This window comes from Streptomyces sp. NPDC057616 (genome assembly GCF_042800575.1).
In the GTDB taxonomy this organism is placed as follows: Bacteria; Actinomycetota; Actinomycetes; order Streptomycetales; family Streptomycetaceae; genus Streptomyces.
In genome coordinates, this window is the sequence record NZ_JBHVGU010000040.1 from 55,724 (window position 1) to 71,314 (window position 15,591).

The 15,591-nt window shown below is 73.5% G+C and carries 13 protein-coding genes; 8 read left to right on the forward strand and 5 right to left on the reverse strand.

Features of this window, described 5'->3' with window-relative positions; translation table 11 throughout:
- From ACFU97_RS37230 to ACFU97_RS37250, 5 genes are all read left to right on the forward strand, one after another.
- On the forward strand, nt 1-1,434 hold a 1,434-nt coding region (locus tag ACFU97_RS37230), incomplete at its 5' end, for a phospholipid carrier-dependent glycosyltransferase (protein WP_384265288.1).
- Nucleotides 1,435-1,511: 77 nt separating this feature from the next.
- Nucleotides 1,512-2,435 (forward strand): MurR/RpiR family transcriptional regulator, encoded by a 924-nt coding sequence (locus ACFU97_RS37235; RefSeq protein WP_384265290.1) that lies wholly within the window; start codon nt 1,512-1,514, stop codon nt 2,433-2,435.
- A 304-nt stretch (nt 2,436-2,739) separates the two neighbouring features.
- Nucleotides 2,740-3,108, forward strand: a complete 369-nt coding sequence (locus ACFU97_RS37240; protein ID WP_384265292.1) for a hypothetical protein — start codon at nt 2,740-2,742, stop codon at nt 3,106-3,108.
- 55 nt (nt 3,109-3,163) lie between these two features.
- The gene (locus ACFU97_RS37245) at nt 3,164-3,730 is read left to right on the forward strand and encodes an antibiotic biosynthesis monooxygenase (RefSeq protein ID WP_384265295.1); all 567 of its coding nucleotides are present in this window, start codon (nt 3,164-3,166) and stop codon (nt 3,728-3,730) included.
- Nucleotides 3,731-3,933: 203 nt separating this feature from the next.
- Nucleotides 3,934-6,231, forward strand: a complete 2,298-nt coding sequence (locus ACFU97_RS37250; RefSeq protein WP_384265356.1) for a SpoIIE family protein phosphatase — start codon at nt 3,934-3,936, stop codon at nt 6,229-6,231.
- Between the two features lie 42 nt (nt 6,232-6,273).
- On the opposite strand, the gene ACFU97_RS37255 is transcribed toward ACFU97_RS37250, so the two are convergent.
- The gene (locus ACFU97_RS37255; protein ID WP_384265297.1) at nt 6,274-6,984 is read right to left on the reverse strand and encodes a peptidoglycan-binding protein; all 711 of its coding nucleotides are present in this window, start codon (nt 6,982-6,984) and stop codon (nt 6,274-6,276) included.
- Between the two features lie 217 nt (nt 6,985-7,201).
- On the opposite strand from ACFU97_RS37255, the gene ACFU97_RS37260 reads away from it, so the two are divergent.
- Both ACFU97_RS37260 and ACFU97_RS37265 read left to right on the forward strand, forming a co-directional pair.
- Nucleotides 7,202-7,870: a TetR family transcriptional regulator gene (locus ACFU97_RS37260; protein WP_384265358.1), complete on the forward strand. Its 669-nt coding sequence runs from the start codon at nt 7,202-7,204 to the stop codon at nt 7,868-7,870.
- A 159-nt stretch (nt 7,871-8,029) separates the two neighbouring features.
- Nucleotides 8,030-8,422, forward strand: coding sequence for a Zn-ribbon domain-containing OB-fold protein (locus tag ACFU97_RS37265; protein ID WP_384265299.1), 393 nt, complete (start codon nt 8,030-8,032; stop codon nt 8,420-8,422).
- A 5-nt stretch (nt 8,423-8,427) separates the two neighbouring features.
- Here the strand turns inward: ACFU97_RS37265 and ACFU97_RS37270 are convergent, their stop codons facing one another.
- A complete protein-coding gene (locus ACFU97_RS37270) occupies nt 8,428-9,774 on the reverse strand; it encodes a Gfo/Idh/MocA family protein (protein WP_384265301.1) in 1,347 nt (448 codons plus the stop codon).
- 189 nt (nt 9,775-9,963) lie between these two features.
- Between ACFU97_RS37270 and ACFU97_RS37275 the strand changes: the two genes are divergently transcribed.
- Nucleotides 9,964-12,738: an alpha/beta hydrolase family protein gene (locus tag ACFU97_RS37275; protein ID WP_384265303.1), complete on the forward strand. Its 2,775-nt coding sequence runs from the start codon at nt 9,964-9,966 to the stop codon at nt 12,736-12,738.
- 99 nt (nt 12,739-12,837) lie between these two features.
- Here ACFU97_RS37275 and ACFU97_RS37280 read toward each other — a convergent pair whose 3' ends face one another.
- The 3 genes from ACFU97_RS37280 to ACFU97_RS37290 all read right to left on the reverse strand — a co-directional run bounded on the left by ACFU97_RS37280 (nt 12,838) and on the right by ACFU97_RS37290 (nt 15,584).
- On the reverse strand, nt 12,838-13,224 hold the full coding sequence (locus ACFU97_RS37280; protein WP_384265306.1) for a PPOX class F420-dependent oxidoreductase: 387 nt from the start codon (nt 13,222-13,224) through the stop codon (nt 12,838-12,840).
- A 9-nt stretch (nt 13,225-13,233) separates the two neighbouring features.
- On the reverse strand, nt 13,234-13,992 hold the full coding sequence (locus tag ACFU97_RS37285; RefSeq protein ID WP_384265307.1) for a type 1 glutamine amidotransferase domain-containing protein: 759 nt from the start codon (nt 13,990-13,992) through the stop codon (nt 13,234-13,236).
- Between the two features lie 413 nt (nt 13,993-14,405).
- Nucleotides 14,406-15,584: a MalY/PatB family protein gene (locus ACFU97_RS37290; RefSeq protein WP_384265310.1), complete on the reverse strand. Its 1,179-nt coding sequence runs from the start codon at nt 15,582-15,584 to the stop codon at nt 14,406-14,408.
- Nucleotides 15,585-15,591: the final 7 nt, after the last annotated feature.

Consider the following 15,591-nt stretch of genomic DNA (forward strand, 5'->3'; position numbering starts at 1 on the left):
CCCAGGCATCCGCCACTCGGCAAGCTGATCATCGCGGCCGGGGTGGCGGCCGCCGCCCCGCACGTCGACACCGCGTACCAGGGCGACCAGAGCCGATTCGGGCGGCATCTGCTGTACGAGTCCGGGAACGACCCCTGGCGGCTGATGTTCTGGGCCCGGCTGCCGATGATCGTGCTGACCCTGCTGTTCGGGCTGGTGGTGTTCGCCTTCGCCCGTGAACTGGCGGGCGCCGTGGCCGGGTTGGCGGCGCTCGCGCTGTACGCCCTCTCCCCCGACGTCATCGCCCAGGGCTCGCTGGCGACGCTGGACGTGCCGGCGGCCGGTTTCGCGCTGACGTCGGCGTGGCTGCTGTGGCGGGCGCGGCGCCGGCCCCGGCTGTACGTGCCGCTGGGCGGCGCGGCGCTCGGGGCGGCACTGGCCACGAAGATGAACGTGCTGCCGGTGGTCCCGGTGCTGATGGCTCTGGCGGCCTGGTCGGTGTGGCAGACGCGCTCCGACGGCCGGCGCCGGAGCGCGGCGCGGGCCGCGGCGGCGGCGCTCGTCACCGCCGGGGTGGCCGTGGCGGTCGTATGGGCGTCGTATCTGGCCGTCGATCCGGGGCTGCGCTCGGCGCCGGGCCAGCCCGTGCCGGCCGTGCACGGGGTGAAGGGGCTGCTCGTGCGGCTGCTGCCGCTGCCGGCGTCCTACCGGGACGGCATGCGTATCCAGTTCGGGCTGGAGAACTACCCCTGGCAGGGCTTCCTCTTCGGCCATCTGTACACGGGGTCCCGCTGGTACTACCTGCCGGCCGCCCTGCTGGTGAAGACGCCGCTGGGCATGCTCGCCCTGTGGATCGCGGGGGCCGTCGTGATGGTGGCGGTGCGTCGGCTGCGGCCCGCGGCGCCCTACGTGCTGCTGCCCGCCGCCGTGCTGCTGGCCGCGGCCATGACGGGGGCGCGGGACTTCGGGACGCGGTACGCCATCTTCGTGCCGATGTTCCTCGCGGTGGCCGCGGGCTGCGTCCTCACGGTGCGGTGGCGGTGGGCGCCGCTCGTGACCGCGGCGCTGGTGCTGTTCGTCGCGGTCAGCTCGCTGCGGACGTTTCCCTACTATCTGCCGTACTCCAACGAGGCGTTCGGCGGTCCGGCCCGCACGCATCTGCGGCTGCACGACTCCAACGTGGACTGGGGCCAGGACCTCGGCCGGCTCGCGGACCGGCTGCACGAGCGCTACCGCGGCGAGCGGATCTGGCTCGTCTACAAGGGCAGCGGAGTGCCGTCGTACTACGGCGTCGAGGGCCGCGACCCGCGCAAGGTGGCGCCGCGTCAGGTCCGGGGGCTGCTCGTCGTGTCGGACTCGGCGGCGGCCAAGGCGCGGGGCCGGCTGGCCGCGTTGATCCACAGCAGCCGCGCGATCGACGAGGTGGGGTACTCGATCACGATCTACCGGCGGTGAGACGCGCACGACAACCCCTGGTCACGACGGTGCGTGAGCTATGTTGAAGCACTGTGGGAGACAAAGGAGGCGCACCGGTGCCATCGCCGCAGCAGGCACGCGCACAGGCATCCGCCATCACCTCGGGCAAGACCGCACCCGAAGTCGAGGCCGCCCCGGCCTCCCAGCTCAGGACGCTCTTCGACCGGCCCCGGCTCTCCCCCGGCCAGCGGCGCATCGCCCAGTACCTGATCGAGCACATCACCGAGGCGGCCTTCCTCTCGATCACCGACCTCGCCGAACGCGTGGGCGTGAGCCAGCCCTCGGTGACGCGCTTCGCGGCCGCCGTCGGCTTCAGCGGCTACCCGGCGCTGCGCGAGAAGCTCCAGTCGATCGCCCTCGGCACCCTGGCCGGCGGACCCGGCACGACGGAGGAGAACGTCAGCAACGAGCTCCAGGCGGCGGTCGACGCGGAGATCGAGAACCTGGAGAACCTGCGACGCGACTTCGCCGACCCGGACCAGATCATCGACCTCGGCCGCAAGCTGTCGGACTCCACCCCGCTGACCGTTCTCGGGCTGCGCATCTCGGCCTCGCTCGCCGAGTACTTCGCGTACGCGGCGCGCCGTATCCACCCGGACGTGCGGCTGGTGACGCGCGGAGGCAGCGTCGCCTACGACGCGCTGCTGCAGTCGCGCGAGGCGGGCGGCACGTGGGTGCTGGCGTTCTCGATGCCCCGGCACGCGCAAGAGACGCTCACCGCGGTACGGGTCGCGCGCAGCGCCGGTCTGCGGATCGCGCTGATCACCGATCTGGCGCTCGGCCCGGTCGCCGCCGAGGCGGAGGCCGTCTTCGCCACCGGCACCGGTTCCCGGCTGGTCTTCGACACCTACGCGGCGCCCGGCGTCATCTCCTCCGCGCTGCTGCAGGCGATGACCGACGCCGACCCGGAGCGCACCCAGGCGCGCCTCGAGGAGTACGAGCAGATCTCCGAGCAGCACCAGTTCTTCCTGCGCGACTGACCCTCCGCGCTCAGGAGCAACACCACTGACTCCAGCTTTCACACATTACAAAGGGACCTTTCACTACATATCGCGCATGAATGTTTTCATGCGTCTTGCAAAGCGGACGGCATATATAAATACTGCTCAGGCGTCACCCCGGACACCTCCGGAGCCGCCGTCTCCTACCCGCGTCGGCGCTCATGGTGTCCGGGCGGGCCTCGTCCGTGCGAGCGCCCTTGGCGGCCCCGGTCATCCCCTAGGCCGGGGCCGCCCGCCCCATGTCGGACCACCCTCCCGACGCCGCAGACCGGAAGCGACGATCATGCAACTGACGACCACGCGCATCAGCCCGGACTGGCCGTGCCAGGTCAAGCAGCCCGGTTCCTACGACTGGGAGCGCTCGGCGGCCAAGTGGCTGCGCGAGCTGGTGCCCGCGCGCTACGGCAGCTACCCGGCCCTGATCCGCCACCCCGTGCTGCTCGCCCGGCATGCGCACATCCAGGTCCAGCAGGAGATCCGCGTCGCCCGCACCGCCCTGCAGACGGCGCGCGCCGACCTGCCCGCGCTGGGCCTGCCGGAGTCGGTCATCGAGCACACGATCAAGCTCTACGCGGCCGAGGTCATGCAGCTCCAGCACATCGCGCGCAGCGTCCGCGCCGTCAGCCAGGCCCTGATCGACTCCGGGCGCTGACCGCACCTCCCCTCCCGATGCATGATCCGCGCCACGCGTGGCACACGTGGTGACCATGAGCACCACCCAGCTGCGCGGCGGCAAACCGGTCACCAGTGTGCTCACCTGGCAGGTGCGCCCCGGCCGGGAGCACGAGTTCGAGGAGTGGACCCGCGGGATCACCCGCTGCGCCAGACGGTTCCCCGGCAACGAGGGCGTCGCCTGGCTGCGCCCCGAGGGCGGGCACCGCTACCACGCCGTGCTCCGCTTCTGCGACGCTCGGCGGCTGGCCGAGTGGCTGGAGTCCGACGAGCGGGCCTCCTGGCACGCGCGCATCGAGGACGTCGCCACGGAGATCGGCAGCGAGCGGCAGTCGACCACCGGCATGGAGACCTGGTTCGGCCTGCCCGGTACCACGGTGCAGTCGCCGCCGCGCTGGAAGATGGTGCTCACCACCTTCCTCGGGGCCTATCCCTGCACCCTGCTCATCCAGTGGCTGGTGACGCCCCGCACCGCGACGTGGCCGCTGCCGCTGCGCGCGGCCGTGTTCCCCTTGGTGCTGCTGCCGGTGCTGACGTACCTGCTCATGCCGCGGCTCAGCAGGCTGCTGCGGCTGTGGCTGTACCGGCCGCCGGACGACTGATCCGCGAGCCGGACCGGGGCGCCGGCGACCAGGGCTTCGGCCTTCCGTTTCCGGGTGAAACCGGAGCCCGCAAGACCACGATCGGAACGCCCGCGGTGTGCGATGCTCGACCCGTGACGAGCGAGCCCGCACCGGGTGCGGAATCCCGCGCCGCGCCGGACACCGTTGCGCTGGCCAAGGTGGTCGCCAGACAGCGCGCCGAGATGGACCGGCTGCGCGACCTGGCGGCGAAGGCGGCCGTCGTCGACCAGGCCAAGGGCGTCACGATGGTGCTGACCGGCTGCTCCCCCGACGCCGCGGAGGAGGAACTCCAGCGGCGGGCCGAGGCGGCCGGCCACTCACTGCTGGAGGAGTGCTGGATCACCCTCGGCACGCTGGTGCCCGCCATGGCCGGCACCGCCGAGGAGCAGGCTCCCGCGGCTCGCTCCGTGCCCGCGGTCGAGCCGGTACGCGAGGCACCCGACTCCGAGGACGGTCCCGCGGATCTCGGCCCGCTCGGCACGGAACTCGTCCGCGTCGCCACACCGCAGGACCTCGCCCGGTGCCTGCTCGCGCACCTCGCGCCGGAGGTGGACGCCGACGCGGTCATGGTCTACGCCCGGCTGCCCGCCGGCGAACTCCAGCTGATCGGGCACGCCGGCGTCGACGACACCCTGGCCCAACAGTGGCGCCACGTGCCGCCGTTGACCGGGATCGCGCCGCTCGAGGCGTTGCGGACCGGGCAGCCGCGCTGGCTGGAGGACGCCGAGGCGGACCGCAAGAAGTACCTGCTGATCGATCCCCCCGGACGATGGCAGTCCCGCGCCTGGCTGCCCGTGCCCACCCCAGAGGGACCCGACGTGTGCATCGGGGTCCTGCGCTCCGGTGTCGGGCCGTTCTCGCCGCGCGCCCGGCAGCATCTCGAGGCGGTGGCCCGGCTCTGCGCCGGCCGGCTGCTGGCGATCGGCCTGCGCCCCCAGGACGCCGCCGACGCCTCCGCGGCCGCCGTGCAGGCCGTGTTCGACGCGCTGCCGGGGGCGGCGATGCTGCTGACGCCGGCGCGGACCACGGCGGGCGCGATCGAGGACTACCGCATCGAGGCGGCGACCGCACAGGCCGTCGACGTGGTCGGCCGCGCCGGACCCGAACTGATCGGCCGGCGCTTCCGTGAGTGCTGCCCCGCGCTGGCGGAGGAGCCCATGTGGCAGAGCCTCAAGGACGCGCTGGCCACCGGAACGCCGTACGAGAGCGAGCCGTTCGGCCTTCAGGAGACGGTGGACGGCGTCACCGAGCTGTCCACCTACACCGTGCGGGCCGCGCGGCTGGGCGAGGGCCTGGTCGTCACCTGGGTCCGGCACGGCTCCTCCGACCGGCAGGAGCAACGGCTCGCGGACCTCCAGCGGCTGGGCAACCTGGGCTGGGCCAGCTGGAACCTGATCACGCACGAGGTCACCTGGTCGTCCCAGGTGTTCGCCCTCTTCGACCGCGATCCGGCGGACGGTCCGGTCGCCCTCACCGACCTGCCCGTCCTCGCCCTGCCCGAGGACGGACCCGCCCTGAACCACGCCATCGGCGAACTCCTGGCGGAGGGGCGGACGTTCGACGTCCCCTTCCGGGTCAGGACGGCGGACGGGCTGCGGCATCTGCGGGCCGTGGCGGAGGCCGTGCCGGACTCCGCCGGGACCACCGTCGAGGTGCACGGCGTGATCCAGGACCTCACCGCGCAACGCAGCGCGGAACTCGCGCTCGTGGAGAGCGAGCGGGCCATCCTCACCCAGCACGACGTGCTGCGCGCCGAGCGGACGCTGGCCGGCCGCCTCCAGCACGCGCTGCTTCCCCTGCCCACCCGGCCGGTGCGCCTGGCGGGGCTGCGCGTCGACGTCGCCTATCTGCCCGCGCAGTCGGGCGTCCACGTCGGCGGCGACTGGTTCAGCGCCATCGAACTGCCGGACGGGGACGCGCTGTTCATGGTCGGCGACGTCGCCGGTCACGGCATCGACGCGGTCGCCACGATGGCCCAGCTCCGCTTCACCGCCAAGGGCATGGTCATCACCGGCTCCTCCCTGACGGGCGCGCTCGCCCGGCTCAACACGCTGCTGCTGCACTCCCGCGACTCGCACGGCACCGCGACCCTGGTCCTCGCCCGCTACAACCCGGCCGAACGGCGCCTGGTCTGGGCCCAGGCGGGTCATCCGCCGCCCCTGCTGCTGCGCGACGACCAGGTGCGCTATCTCGACCGGCCCCGTGGAATGCTGCTCGGGGCGAGCCAGGCGCCCGTGTACGAGGAGGGGGTGTGCCGCCTCGCTCCGGGCGACCGCATCCTGCTCTACACCGACGGCCTGGTCGAGCGGCCCGCGGAGAGCATCGACCGGGGCCTGAAGCGCCTCGCCGACGCCGTCCTGAGCCACACCGCCGAGCCCGGCTCGCTGTCGCTGGGACCGCTGCTCGGCTCACTGCTGGAGGGCGAGCGCCGGGACGACGTCTGCGTCCTGGACCTGAGGGTCCCGGCGGAGCCGCAGTGACGGAGCCGGAGCAGGCGGGCCGTGCCTCGTGCTCGCGGCGCCTCAGCCGGCGCCGTACGCCGTCCGTGACTCCAGCGCCCGCCGGGTGTCGTCGCCGTAGACGCCGGTCTCGTCGCCGCTGATGCCGTACCAGAGCTGGAAGCGGGCGACGGCCGCCTTGAGCGTGGCGTCGTAGGTGCCGCTCGTGGAGCCGCCGGTGTAGATGTCCGGTACGCGCAGCAGGCGTTGCTGGAGGTCCGTCACCTCGGGGCCGCTGTCGCCCTCGCGCAGGGTGCCGGCGCCGTCGGGGTCCGCGGCGCCGGTGGCGGCGGCCGAGGCGGCCGCGGTCGCCTCGGCGGAGGCCGTGGGGCGGGGTGGCTGCGCGGCGGCCTGGTCGCCGCGGCCGGGCAGCAGCAGGGCGCAGCCGAAGCCGACGAGCGCGGCCGCGGAGACGCCGACGGCGATCGCGGCCCGGCGCAGTCCGGGGCCGAACCCCCAGCGGTCCTCGCGTGCCTGCCGTCCGCCACGGCGCGACGCCATGTCGTCGTGGGCGCGTAAGCGGTCGTCGTGGGCGGGCACCCGTGGGATTTCCTGTGTCTCGCCCTCGTCCCAGGACCGCGGATCCGGCACGGCGACGGGTTCGAGGTCCTCCCGGCCCTGCTCCATCTCCTTGAACAGCTCGGCGAGGGCGTCGGTGCGGCGCGGCCGCAGGACGCGGATGGGTTCCAGCGGCGGGCGGTCGTGCGGCGATCCGGAACCCGGCGGTGTGGGCACAGTGCTCTCCTTCCGCCCCCAGGCAGGGGCCTGAGCCATCCCCCGACGAGTGATACGCGGCCGCCGCCCCGGAAGTTCAGCGCTGTACCAGGGACGCGGTCGCCGCGTGGAGAGGGAGAGCACCGAGTTCCCGACACTCCTGCACTGAGTGCCATACGTGCCGTACCGATGCTACGTTCCGTGCATGACTACGGAGGCGGCGGCCGGGAAGCCACCGATGCGGGACGCGCTGGTCGCGGCGGCGTTCCAGCTCTTTCTCGAGCGGGGCTACGAGCAGACGACGGTCGACGACATCGTGGCGCTTGCGGGCGTCGGACGGCGGTCGTTCTTCCGCTACTTCCCCTCGAAGGAAGACGTCGTCTTCCCGGACCACGAGCGGTGCCTGGCCGACATGACGGCGTTCCTCGCCGCGAGCGACAAGGACGACGAGCCCGTGCGGCGGGTCTGCGACGCGGCCCGGCTCGTGCTGCGGATGTACGCCGAGAACCCTGCCTTCTCCGTGCAGCGTTACCGCCTCACCAAGAAGGTGCCGGGCCTGAGGGCGTACGAGCTGTCCGTGGTGTGGCGCTACGAGCGCGCCCTCGCGGAGTACCTGCGCGCCCGGTTCGCCGGCCTGCGCGACGGCATCCTCCAGGCCGACGTGATCGCGGCCGCCGTGGTGGCCGCGCACAACAACGCCCTGCGCTCCTGGCTGCGTTCGGACGGCAAGGACGACTCCGAGGCCGCGGTGGACCACACGCTCGGCTACGTCCAGTCCGCCTTCGGCACGCCTCCCCCGCCCCGGGTGAGCACCGGGCCGGAGGACGTGGTGGTCGTCGTGGCCCGGCGCGACGCACCCCTGTGGCGGGTCGTCCAGGAGATCGAGTCCGAGCTCGGACGAAATTGAGGGTACGCAGTGCCTTTACGAGTGGCACTGAGTGCCATACATTGGTCGCGTGCACGGTGGCACGGTCAACCGGGCACGTCCGTGCACGGTTGATCCGCGCACGTGGGATTCCGGCCGAGGCGCAGGGAGTTGACCAGCGTGTACAGCTACACAGGAAACGTGGCCAGTCAGGCAGCGGGCTCCGCGGCGGGCCTGCTCGATCCCGCGGCGCGTGAGGCGGACACGCTCCTCTTCCAGCGCTGCACCTGGTGCGGCACCTCGATGTACCACCGGCTGCTGTGTCCGGTCTGCCAGGGCGGCGACCTGCGGACGGAGCGCAGCGAGGGCACGGGCACGGTCCGCCACGCGACGGTGGTGAACCGCAACACCCCCGCCGCGCGCAACGTGTCCCTCGTCGAGATGGCCGAGGGCTTCGTCGTCCGCGGCCGGGTCATGGGTCCCCTGATCGGCATCCACAGCGGTGACCGGGTCCGGCTGTCGACCGCCAAGGACCCGGTCCGCGGCGAACCCGTCTTCCAGCTCGTCGACGAGCCCTACCGCGCCTGGACCTGACCGGCTCACCCCGCCCGCAGCCCGGGGATCAACTCCCCTACAGCGACCGGCCGTCCGGTCTCGAAGCAGCGGTTGGCGGCCACTCCCACCGCGAGCGCGAGAGCGCCGTCGCGTTCGGTGGCCGTCGGATGCGCCGCCGTGTCCGTGGCCGCCGGGCGTCCCGCGGCCACGGGCCCGAACAGCGCGTCGAGCATGCGCGGGTCTCCCCCACCGTGCGCCGCGTGACGGGCGTCCAGCGGGACGTCGACCGGAGGGCGCCACAGCGGGCGCAGGGTGAGCCGCGCGCCGCCCGCGTGCTGTGCGGCCGTGTCCCCGTGCAGCGCACCGCTGCCGGAGGCGACCGGGTCCCGCGGCGGCGTCCACCGGCTCTCCTCGACCTCCAGCTCCAGCCGGCCACCGCTGCCGTTGAACATCACCCGGTAGCCCTCCCACGGGGAGTAGGCGGTCAGGTGGTACGTCATCGTGGCGCCGCGTGCGTAGCGGACGAGGACCGCCATGTCGTCCTCGATGGTGACCGGGCCGCCGAAGACGTTGCGGTCGCGGAGATATCCGTCGTCCCGCTCGGCGTCCAGGTACAGCGCGCGCAGGGTGTCGTTGCCGGCCAGGTCCAGCGCGAACGGGTCGCCGGCCGCCGCGGCGGCGCCGTGGGCGCGGTCGTAGTCCCGGCGCAGTCCGTGGCGTCCGCCCGCCTCGGGGCCGTAGAAGCCGAGGCGTCCGTAGCCGAAGACGTCCGTCGGCTCGTCCGCGAGCCACCAGTTGACCAGGTCGAAGTGGTGGCTCGACTTGTGCACCATCAGGCCGCCGCTGTGCCGCTTCTCGCGGTGCCAGCGGCGGAAGTAGTCGGCGCCGTGGCGGGTGTCGAGGAGCCACTCGAAGTGGACGGAGAGGACGTCGCCGATCGCGCCGCCGGCGAGCAGGGCGCGGACCTTCTCGTGCACCGGGTTGAAACGGTAGTTGAAGGCGACGGTGAGGGAGTTGCCGGTCGCCCGCACCGCGTCGAGGATGCGGGTGCAGCGGTCCGCGTCGACGGTCATCGGCTTCTCGGTGACGACCCGGCAGCCGGCCCGGAGCGCGGGCACGATGTAGCGGTCGTGGGCGGCGTCGACGGTCGTCACGACGACCTCGTCGATGCCTTCCCCGGCCAGCATGTCGCTGAAGCGGTCCGGCTCCCACTCGGTGGCGGCGGGTTCGCCGGCACCGGCCAGCAGCCGGTTGTGGAAGGCCATCCTGGTCGGGCTGGGGTCGCAGAGTGCGGCCACGCGGTGGCCGGGGCGCGCAGCGAGGCCGCGGGTGAAGGTCTGAGCACGGTGGCCGGTGCCTACGACGGCCGCGCGCAACGGAGTTCGGCTCATGGCAGTCTCCTGTCCCCCGCGCCCGGCGCCCATGCGTGCCGCTCCCGGTTGGCCTGATCGCACCGCCCGTCACCTGGCGAATCCCCTGACACAGGCAACCCACGGGCTCACCCTGCCGTCCTCCGGGACACGAGAGGCGCCCCGCTGACCACGGGTGCGCCCGTGCAACCCGACTTGAGGAGGGCGACGTTGTTGCGTGCCCGGCGAATATGGGTGACCGCTGCGGCGGTACTCGCGGTGGCGGGGGGATCGCCAGGGCTGGCGCAGGCGGCACCACCGCCGCAGGCCAGACCGTCGACCACGGCGCAGGACCAGGACGGCGCCCTGCCGCCCGGCTGGACGCTCACGGGTGAGGGGGCCGGGCGGCAGCTTGTCTGGCGCTCGACGGCCCGGGTGCCGATGACCGACGCCCGCGTCGAGTTCTACGCCAAGGACCGGATGCTGGGCGTCCCGCGCCCCGGCAAGGACGGCCGTACCTTCCGCCTCGACCTCCACCGGGCTGGTGCGGCAACTGATCTGACGAGCCTTCATGTGCGAGCAGGCGGGCGCGAGTTGGACGCCGCCGGCCGCACCGAGACCCCGGGCGGGCGGCGCTCCGCGGCGGTTGCGCCGCCCGCCCGGCTCCCCGCGAACTCCGTCGATCCGGGTAAGCCGGGCTCGTACGGCACCACCACCGGTGAGTACGACCTCCCGCCGGTACGGCTGCCCGGATTCCCCGAACCCGTCGAGATGAAGGCCGTGGTGGTCGCCCCGAAGGGCGCGACCGGCCACCGTCCGCTCGCCCTGTTCCTGCACGGCCGCCACTCCACGTGCTACTCCGGTCAGGACGTGACCGGCGACTGGCCCTGCCCGCAGGGCACGAAGCCGATCCCGAGCTACCGCGGCTACCTGCGCGACCAGCAACTCCTGGCGTCGCAGGGCTATGTGACGGTGTCGATCTCCGCCAACGGCATCAACGCCCAGGACGACCGGGCCGAGGACGGCGGCGCGCAGGCCCGCTCCTCGCTGGTGCGGCGGCACCTGGCGGACTGGGCCGACTGGGCCGCGCACCCGGCCTCGGCCCCCGCGGCCGTACGGAACGCGCCGCCGGCCGACCTGTCGCGCGTGCTGCTCGTGGGCCACTCGCGCGGCGGCGAGGGCGTGAACCGCGCGGCCATGGACAGCCTCTACCCGCCGCCGTCCGCGCAGGACGGCTACCACGGCACGGTGCGCTGGCACATCCGCGGCACCGTCCTCATCGGACCGACGATCTTCGGCCAGAACCCGGTCGCGGACGTGCCCTCGGCCACGATCCTGCCGGGCTGCGACGGCGACGTCTCCGACCTCCAGGGCGAGGTGTACGTCGACGGCACCCGCGCCGTCAGCCGCGGCGCCGCCCTGCACGGCGCGGTGTACGTGGTGGGCGCCGACCACAACTTCTTCAACACCGAGTGGACGCCGGGGCAGGCGCAGGCGCCCGCCGACGACGACTTCTACAACGACCCCGAGCAGCGGGACCCGGTGTGCTCGCCGGGCACCGCGACGCGGCTGACCGCCGACCAGCAGCACCAGGCGGGCAGCACCTACATCGCCGCGGCGGCCCGGCTGTTCGTCGCCGGCGACGACCGGGTACGGCCGCTGCTCGACGGGTCGGGGCGCCGGGCGCCCTCGGCCGATCCCGCGCGGGTGCTCACCCACGCGGTCGGCGCGAACCGTGCCGGCGCCTTCCTGCCGGACGGCAGGGTCACGGTGACCGGCGGACGGCTGTGCTCTGCGGTGGACCCGGACAACTCCGTGGCCTGCCTCGGATCCGGCACCAAGGGAGCCTCGCCGCACTTCGCGCAGTGGGAGACGGACCGCGAGGCCGGCCGCCGCGCTGTCGCCCTGCGCTGGTCGGCGCCCGGTTCCGCGGTCCAGGTGCGTCCCGGGAGGCCGGTGTCGCTGGGCGGCGCCAAGGACCTCTCGCTGCGCGTGATCGTGCCGCCCGACTCGGCCGGCACCAAGCTGGACGTGTCCCTCACCGACACGCACGGCAAGCGGGCCGGGCTCGGCCGCGTCGCCGTCGACGGCCTGCCCGGCACGGAGCGGACGGCCTCCTACTGGGCGCGCGAGGTGCGCGTCCCGCTGACCGCGGCCACCCGGGCCGGCCTCGATCTCCGGCACGTCAAGTCCCTTGAGCTGACGCCGCGTTCGCACTCCGGCAAGGCATGGCTGATGGACGCCTGGGGCTGGCGGCCCGGCACTCCCGCGGTGCGTGCCGCGGCGCTGCCGCGGGTCGACCTCGGCCGCACCACCGTCAAGGAGGGCGACTCCGGCGTCCGCACCTATCGCGTACCGGTCCGGGTGTCCGGGCAGGGCAGCGGCCAGGTCCGCGTCCACGTCGTCGACCCGGACACCGGCAAGGCGAAGCAGCACCTGGTGACGGTGCACCCGGGCGGCCACGACATCGACGTGTCGGTCCAGGTGAAGGGCAACACCCGCTACTCCTACGACGTCGACGACACGGTGCTCGTGAAGGCCGTGCACGGCGCGGTCGTGGGCTCGTACCGCGGTGGGGTGACCGTGCTGAACGACGACCCCATGCCGAAGGTGACCGTGACGCCGGTGGCGGACCGGGTGACCGAGGGGCGGTCGCTGAAGTGGAAGGTGGTGCTGTCCCAGGCCGCCGACGTGGACCTCGGCGAGATGTTCGCCGTCGTGCCGGTCACCGGTCCGGAGCTGTCCACCAAGGACGTCGACCCGGCCTGGCTCGCCGACGCCACGGGCGAGTCGCCGGACCCTGAGCGCCCCCTGTCGTCGATCAAGTACCTCTACCTGACGACGAACGTGCCCAAGGGAGCGCTGAGTGCCGAGGTGAGCCTGCCGACGGTCAAGGACCGGGTGACGGAGCCCACCGAGTCGGTGCGCTTCCAGGCGACCGACGACAACGGCGACCCGCGGCCCGGCGGGGCGGTGCTGAGCGGAACGGTGCTCGACGGGTCGTAGACCCGTGCGTGACGTGCCACCGGCCGTGCCGGTCCTTCTCCTTCGGGGAGGACCGGCACGGCCGCGGGTGTCTTGGGGCAGTGCCTCAGCGGCCGTGTCTCAGGGCGCGAGGGTGACGCGGATGCCGACGGTGCCCTTCAGGCCCCGGCGCAGCCGGCTGCCCAGCAGGGAGAGGCGGCCCACGATCCCGTACTTGCGGACGATGAGCCGGCGGTAGCGGGCGACGGTCGCCTCGTCGCCGATCTCGGCGACGGCGGGGACCTGGGTGCCGGTCGGATGACCGCGCAGGTCGCACGGGCCGATCAGGATGTCCTTGCGGGCCCGGATCCGCTTGACCTTCCACGAGTCGGCGACCGTCCACACACCGAGCGTGTCGCCGTCCCGCACCACCCACACCGGGGTGGCGACCGAGGTGCCGTTCTTGCGGTAGCTGGTGATCAGCACGTACTTCTCGGTGCCGAGCCGCTCCAGCGACATGTGGTCCATGACAAAAGTCTAGGCACCTGACGGTGCTTCGAGGAGTTCCCGGTAGCGGCGGGCGAAGAGATAGGCGTCTCCCGGCCAGCGCGCCGACAGATAGGTGCCGTCCTGGACGGCGAAGGCATGGGTGTCGTCGCCCGCCGTGCCGCGCCGGGTGAGCTCCCGGGGGCCGCGCTCGAACTGGGCGGCCGGGTCGGCGAGGGCCGCGCGCACCTCGTCCTCCACGTACGCCGGGTAGGTGCGGTAGTAGCGGCCGAGGCGCCAGGCGGTGGTCAGGTAGGCGGTGCGCTCCATGTACTTCGGCAGGCAGGTCGTCCTGCGGCCGGCGAGGACGCTGCGTCCGGTGCCGGGGTCCTGGGTGCGGGCCAGGACCAGCACACCGTGGCAGATCGCGCCGACCGGGCGGCCGAGCGCCCAGAACCGGGCCACCTGCTCGCGCAGTTCCGCCGAGTCGAGGTACTGCCGCATGCCGCGCGCGTGCCCGCCCGGCAGCAGCAGTCCGTCGAACGCCGTGACGTCCACGTCGGTCCAGCTCACCGTGGCGCCGAACTCGGGTGCCGCGGTGAGCTGTTCGTAGAACCGCTTGGGCTCGTCCTCCGCGCCGAGCTGCCCGAAGAGGACGCCGGTCAGCAGGCGCGGGTCCGCGGCGGGGCGGGTGCCGGCGCGTTCGGTGGCGAGGACCACCTCGTGCCCGGCGTCCGTGAGCAGGCGCCAGGGCACGGCGACCTCGGTGACGTCGAAGTCGTGGTCGGGGAGCGGCATCAGTACGCGCATGGGCCCATCATGCAGGGCCGTCTCGGGTCCATGCCCCCCGCACCCGACCGGTGTTCGCCCAGACCGGTATCCGCCCCGGCCGGTCTCCGCCCCCGCCGGCTCCTCCGGCCGGTGTCCCTCCGGCCGGTGTCCCTCCGGCCGGTGTCCCTCCGGCCGTTGTCCCTCCGGCCGGTGTCCGTCCGGCCCGGTATCCCTCCGGCCGGTGTCCGGCCCAGCCCTGTATCCACCTCGGCCGGTGTCCGTCCGGCCCGGTATCCCTCCGGCCGGTGTCCGGCCCAGCCCAGTGTCCCTCCGGCCCGGTATCCCTCCGGCTCGGTGTCCCTCCAACCCGGTGTCCCTCCAGCCCGGTGTCCCTCCAGCCCGGTGTGCGCCCGGGCCGGTGTCCGTCCGGCCCGCTGCGCCGGGGCCCGTGCTCAGGGGAGCGCCGCCGCCATCCGCCGTACGGCCTCGGTGATGATCTCGGGCGAGGTCGCCAGGTTCAGGCGTACGTGGCCCGCCCCGCCGGTGCCGAAGGGGACGCCCGGGCTCAGCGCCACCCTCCCCCTCTCCAGGAACACCTCGGCCGGATCGTCGCCGAGGCCGAGGGCCCGGCAGTCGAGCCAGGCCAGATAGGTGGCCTCCCCGGGGCGGTAGGTGACGGCGGGAAGGTGCTCGGCGAGCAGCTCGGACAGCAGCCGGCGGTTGTCGTCGAGGCCGCCGAGCAGGGCGTCCAGCCAGGCGGTGCCGTCGGTCAGGGCGGCCGTGTGGGCGATGACGCCGATGTGGCTCGGGCCGTGGCCCACCTCCTCCGGCAGCCGGGCGAGGTCGGCGGCGGCCGCCGGTCCGGCGATCGCGAGCGCCGCCTTCAGCCCCGCCAGGTTCCAGCCCTTCGACGCGGACATCAGCGACAGGCCGCTCTCCGCGCCCGGGACGCTCAGGTACGGCACGAAGTCCGCGCCCGGCGCGGTCACCGGGGCGTGGATCTCGTCCACGACGACGCGGACGCCGTGGCGGCCGGCGAGGGCGGTCACCGCGGAGAGCTCGTCGGCCGTGTGCACGGTGCCGGTCGGGTTGTGCGGGCTGCACAGCAGGTAGGCGGCGCGGCGCCCGTCAGCGACGGCCTGCCGGAAGGACTCCTCCAGCGCGCCGAGGCCGATGCGCAGGTCCGGCCCGAGCGGCGCCTCCAGGACCAGCCGGTCCATGTGCTCGACGAACTGGTAGAACGGCGGATACACCGGCGAGTTGACGATCACCGTGTCCCCGGGCCCGGACACCAGCCGGAGCATCTCGACGACGCCCAGCATCACGTCCGGCACGATCGCGGTGCGCTCCACCGCGAGCCCGTCCCACCCCCACCGCTTCTCCGCGAACGCGGCGAACGCCTCGGCGTAGGCGGTGCCCGACGGATAGCCGGTGTCGCCGAGCGCGAGCGCCTCGGCGACCGCACGCACGACGGGTTCGGCGAGCGGGACGTCCATCTCGGCCACCCACAGGGGCAGTACGTCGGCCGGATGGGTGCGCCATTTCATGCTGGTGCGACGGCGGAGCTGGTCGAGGGAGAGGATGCGCAGCGGATTCGGTTCACCGGACGTGTCGTGCGGGATCCTGTTCATGGGGCTC

Coding starts and splice junctions, on each gene's coding strand:
- ACFU97_RS37240 (WP_384265292.1), top strand. CDS start 2,740: ATGCAACTGACGACCACGCGCATCAGCCCGGACTGGCCGTGCCAGGTC.
- ACFU97_RS37245 (WP_384265295.1), top strand. CDS start 3,164: ATGAGCACCACCCAGCTGCGCGGCGGCAAACCGGTCACCAGTGTGCTC.
- ACFU97_RS37250 (WP_384265356.1), top strand. CDS start 3,934: ATGGACCGGCTGCGCGACCTGGCGGCGAAGGCGGCCGTCGTCGACCAG.
- ACFU97_RS37260 (WP_384265358.1), top strand. CDS start 7,202: ATGCGGGACGCGCTGGTCGCGGCGGCGTTCCAGCTCTTTCTCGAGCGG.
- ACFU97_RS37270 (WP_384265301.1), bottom strand. CDS start 9,774: ATGAGCCGAACTCCGTTGCGCGCGGCCGTCGTAGGCACCGGCCACCGT.
- ACFU97_RS37280 (WP_384265306.1), bottom strand. CDS start 13,224: ATGGACCACATGTCGCTGGAGCGGCTCGGCACCGAGAAGTACGTGCTG.
- ACFU97_RS37285 (WP_384265307.1), bottom strand. CDS start 13,992: ATGCGCGTACTGATGCCGCTCCCCGACCACGACTTCGACGTCACCGAG.
- ACFU97_RS37290 (WP_384265310.1), bottom strand. CDS start 15,584: ATGAACAGGATCCCGCACGACACGTCCGGTGAACCGAATCCGCTGCGC.